This window comes from Microcystis sp. LE18-22.4A, from assembly GCF_027531105.1.
Taxonomy (GTDB): Bacteria; Cyanobacteriota; Cyanobacteriia; order Cyanobacteriales; family Microcystaceae; genus Microcystis; species Microcystis aeruginosa.
Genome location: NZ_JAPZRB010000264.1, coordinates 1 through 4934 on the forward strand (window position 1 = coordinate 1; position 4934 = coordinate 4934).

Annotated in this window: 3 protein-coding genes and 1 pseudogene; 2 read left to right on the top strand and 2 right to left on the bottom strand. The window is 47.1% G+C overall.

The features are described from left to right. The coding region (locus tag O9295_RS12310) for a helix-turn-helix domain-containing protein (protein WP_071824394.1) at positions 1–162 on the bottom strand (162 nt) is incomplete at its 3' end. Between the two features lie 102 nt (positions 163–264). Between O9295_RS12310 and O9295_RS12315 the strand changes: the two genes are divergently transcribed. Beyond that, positions 265–1479, top strand: a complete 1215-nt coding sequence (locus O9295_RS12315; RefSeq protein WP_288033112.1) for a polysaccharide biosynthesis/export family protein — start codon at positions 265–267, stop codon at positions 1477–1479. A 117-nt stretch (positions 1480–1596) separates the two neighbouring features. Then, positions 1597–3819, top strand: coding sequence for a GumC family protein (locus O9295_RS12320; RefSeq protein ID WP_147072154.1), 2223 nt, complete (start codon positions 1597–1599; stop codon positions 3817–3819). A 6-nt stretch (positions 3820–3825) separates the two neighbouring features. Here the strand turns inward: O9295_RS12320 and O9295_RS12325 are convergent. Further along, positions 3826–4794: pseudogene (locus O9295_RS12325) on the bottom strand (family 10 glycosylhydrolase); the annotation flags it as partial. Between the last annotated feature and the right edge of the window lie 140 nt (positions 4795–4934).

Genomic DNA, 4934 nt, shown 5'->3' on the forward strand with positions numbered 1-4934 from the left:
AGAAGTTTGAGCGTAGCCTACTCTTTCTTGTCTTTCATACCAAGCTTGTGTTCGTTCGTGGAGAGCTTTATTGTAAACTAATCTTACACAGCCCAATGTGCGCCGCAATAGCGACTCTTGTTCTGGTGTGGGGTAAAATCGAAACGAATAGGCTTTTTCCATGTCTCACATTTTAGCATATATTTCGTAAATGTGCTAATATTTAACAGTAAAGCCGTCGTAGAACGACGGGGTTTCAGACCCAAATTTTCGATGATTCCACCAATGCTCAACAAGTTTTTGCCAGTTAGTTTATTCAGAACTGGGGCCATAGCCTTATCAGGGTTGGGTCTGACAGGGTTCTTATGGGTAATTGACTCCGAGAGCCTCAAGGCCCAGGGGCCTTTGTCCATACCCCAGACTCAACCGGGGGCCGGGTTGGAATTTTTGCCCCCCCAACCCCCTAATCCCACCTTTCCTGAAAACACGATTCCCCCTACCGGCTACAGTCCACCGGTTTACTCTCCCAATAATCGCCAATCCCGACAAATTCAGGCCTATAGACTCGATATCGGCGATCAAATTACTGTCTCGGTTGCCGATTTTCCCGAATTTAATTCCACGGGGCCGGTGGATCCCGATGGTAATTTTCTGGTGCCGATTTTAGGGCGTATTCCTGTGCTGGGCTTGACTTTAGACGAAGTACAAACTAAAATCCGCCTCGAATTGGGGCGAAAATACTTGCGGGAGGAACCGGAAGTGATTGCGGTTTTAACCACTGCCCGTCCCGTCCAGTTAACCATTCTGGGAGAGGTACAGCGACCGGGGTTTTATAGTATCGCTCCTAATACTCCCCTCGCGCAGGTACTTTTGGCGGCGGGGGGTGGCACTCCCAGAGCCGATCTGCGTTCGATCGTTGTCCGTCGGGTTTTAGTCGATGGTACAGTATTAGAGGAGAAACTTGACCTTTATACTCCCTTAATTAAAGGGGAACGCTTGCCAGATATGCGTCTGCAAGGGGGCGATGCCGTGATTGTTTCCAAGTTAGAAGTGGGCCAAGAAACGGGATATAATCGCACACTGGTGGCGAGAACCACCCTCACCCAGCAGAATATCACTGTCAGGGTTTTAGCTCCCTTAGTTCCTTCGGGAATTGCCCTGAGAAATGTTTCGATTCCCAATGGCAGTACCTTCCTCGATGTGGTGGCTAGTTTACCGGTTTCCGATCGCCTGCGGATTAATGTCAATCAAGTGTCTCTGCTACGTTTTGATAGTGCCAAAGGGGGAATTGTTAGTCAAACTTTGAGTCCGATAGCGGCAGTTAGGGGAGATATCTCCCAAAATGTTCCCTTAGAAGATCAAGACGTAATTATTGTCACCCGCACCCTATTAGGGGAAATTTTCGCCGCTTTTAATATCATTACCCAACCCATTCGGGATATTTCCAGTTTTACCAATACAATTCTCAACCTGAGCAATCAATTCAATAACTTCCAATAATTGAGGGGCAACTTGCTCCCTTCACTCCTTAACACAACTTCATAAGCTAGGATTTCAAGGGCGAGAATCACTCTTGACCGCTAAAATGTAAAGAATCTGGGAATATATTAAAAAGCTATGGCTCTACCAATTGTTAAACGATTTCTCATCTCGCTAGATCAGAACAAATTTGTGGGAATATTCGTCTTCCTCGTCTGTTTAGGTGGTTCTGTGATCTTTGCTCTCCTACCCGATCCTGAGAAACCCCCCACCTTTTATCGGGCGGTGGGACAATTGGCCTACCGGGTGCCGCCGCCGGCTTTTACCAGTACAGGAACCCAACTGCAAGAACAAGGGCGGGCTATTGACCGCGATTTACTGCTGTCTCCCCGGGTATTGGTCAATGCCGCCAAAAAACTGCAATTTAATCAGGAACAGATCGTTAAAATTCGCGATCGAGATTTGAAAATCACCTTCCCCGGTGAAGCGGAGGGACAAAAAAATAATACCAATCGGTCTACAGGAACCGACCAACCCCAAGAGATACTTTTAGAGTTAACGGCCGACTCCCAGGCCAAGGCGGAGTTAATTCTCGAAACCTTGATGAAGGAAATGGTGGAATACAGTCGCTGGCTGAATACTTCCCAGTTACGGGCCCGCATAGAAGCTCTCAGTGTCCGACTTAACGAAGTCCAAAAAGATTTAACCAGAGCCGAAGAAAAGTTTTATCGCTACATTAGTACCCAGGGTTCAGATTTATTGGCGATTCAAGATGGGAGTTTATTCACCGCGATCACCAGTAGTCAACAGCAACAGCGAGAAATTCGCCTAGAACTGCAAGGCATTCAAGGACAGATTAATAGTCTGAGTGAACAACTCGATTTAACCCCCGATCAAGCTTACACCTCCTCGGCCCTTAGTGCCGACCCGATTATTGCCAGTATCCGAGCGCAGATCTTGGACACGGAAGCCCAATTGGAGCGACTACAGAAGGATTTACGTCCCGAACATCCCACCGTAGTTAAATTACGCAAACAACAGCAAGTTAACGAATCTCTCTTACAAAAAAGAGCCGCCGAGGTGATCGGAAAAGATGGCATCCTGACCGATCTTCCCAGCAGTCGCATCCGTCAGCAAAGTAATCTCGATGCCACCCGTCAACAACTAGCGGCTCAATTAGTCACCCTGCAAACCCAGCGCGAGGGTTTAATGAAACAATTAGAATCCTTAGTGACTCAGGAACAGCAATTACGCTCCCAATACGAGAAATTCCCCGATAAACAGCTACAGCAAGCTCGTTTAACCCAAGCCGTCGCCTTTCAACGGGGTATCTACGAGAATATTCTCAATGCTCTGGTGGATGCTCAGGCTGCGGAAGCGGAAACCGTGGGTAGTCTCACCGTCGCCCAAACGCCAGTTGCTCAACCGATCGAACAGGTGTTTAACCGCAAGAATCGTACCTTGATTCTCTTGGTGGGTGCTGGTTTGGGAACTTTAGCCGGATTGGGTACGATTCTCCTGTTAGCAGTGATCGATGATCGCCTGCACAGTCCCCAAGAATTGCGGGAAGCTTTGGTTAGTCGGGATATACTAGTCTTAGGACAATTGCCGATTGTGCGGAATTTAGAGGGCGAGGAAATCGAGCCGATTCTCGCCGATGCTAATGCCAATTATCTCCCCTACTACGAACGTTTACGCAGTACCCTGCGACTTGTGGGCGGCGGCGAAACGGTGAAAGTGGTTGTTGTCACCAGCATTACTGGCGGAGAGGGGAAAACCGCCACTGCCTATAATCTGGCGATCGCAGCATCTTTAGCGGGCCGACGGACTCTGTTAGTCGAAGGAGATCTGAGAAGTCCCTCTAAGGCCGAAGAAATCGGAGTCACTCCCGATCCCAATTCTTTCCGAGAACCCCTACTTTACTACGGGGCAAAAAGTAAATCGATCCGGCTGGCCCCAAATATAGAAAACCTTTCCATTTTGCCTAGTCCCGGTCCGCAAAAACAAGCGGCAGCTATCATTGAATCGAGCGAATTACAATTAATTCTCAAAGATTCTCGCGGCCGTTTCGATCTGGTGATTGTGGATACTCCTTCTCTGTCTAGCTGTAATGATGCGCTGCTCTTAGAAGAACTAGCGGACGGGATTATTCTGGTAACGCGCCAGGCGATAACTCGTTCTAGTCTCTTGAGTGAAGCAACTGACCAGTTAACAGAAGCGGAAGTGAAAATTTTAGGGGCGGTGATTAACTACGTCGATATTACACCGACTCTCAACACCCCCGGATCGGAACTGCCGCCTTTGATAGTTCCCCCACTACAGGAACAAACACAGACAGAGGAAGTGAAAGTGGAGGTGTAAATGCGGTTACTTATGACAAAATCTTCTGGCTCGATCGAATTGTGGTTCTTGCCAAGAAAAAGCAAAATGACTGATACTATCTATGGTGGGAAAGGCTATGCGAATCGCTTCCATTTGCACTTCTAAGGAGGGACGATTGTTATAGGGTTGTCCCCATAAACCCGCTAAAGCTGGGATAACAGGAGTTTGATTTCCCCTGCTTGCCACTACTCTTTTGATCTGATTAACCACACAGGTGGTATCGTTACAATTAGCGTAGGACATGGGATGCCATTCTAGGGAAGCGGGAAAACTATCCCAAGCTTGTAAACGGGAATCAAAACCTTGATTACCCACAAGACGATTTCCATCAGGAAAAAACACTGCCCCGGCGGGAATTCCCTGACGTTCCACTAGGGCAGAAAAATAACTAATATAATCAATTACACCCTGGGCAGCATGGGCAACCGCTAGGAACCAAAGTTCTAATTTGAGGCGATCAAAACGACTTTGAACTGATTGTTTCATCTCCTCTTCTAAGGGGATTCTACCCTGCCAAAGAGGGGCGGTTTCTTGGGGATAAAGGCGCTCGGCTTCGACGATATCATGGGGGGAAATTTGGCCGCGAGTCAGATAGCGATCGATTAAAAATTTGCCCTTATTATTCAATCCTCGATTAATTAAAGCTTGTCGGGATGCCGGACTAAAAATCCATAAATCTTGGACATTATCAGCCACGGAATCGACTCCTGTTCCTCTGGGATAGCGAATATAATCAAATAAAACTCCATCGGGACGACGTTGTAAAATGGCTTCTAGGAGAATTAAATAATCCTGTCGCGCTTGATTACTGTAGGGATCGACAAAAGTTTGGGATCGATCATCGACAAAAGAGGTGCTATCCTGTCCTTTACCATTGCGTGCTAACACCTCCTGTCGCTCGGGTTTTAAGCTATAAGCATAGCCAAAATTGAGGCTAAATAACCAAGCATAAACCGGCTCTTCGGGAATTGTTATGCAAATAATTAACTTAAAATAAAATTCGATGAGAGCGCCTACGCTCAAAAGTAGCTGAAATCCATACAGGGAAGGACTTAAGGCACAAACAGGTTAATACCAAAAGATAGACAATTGAG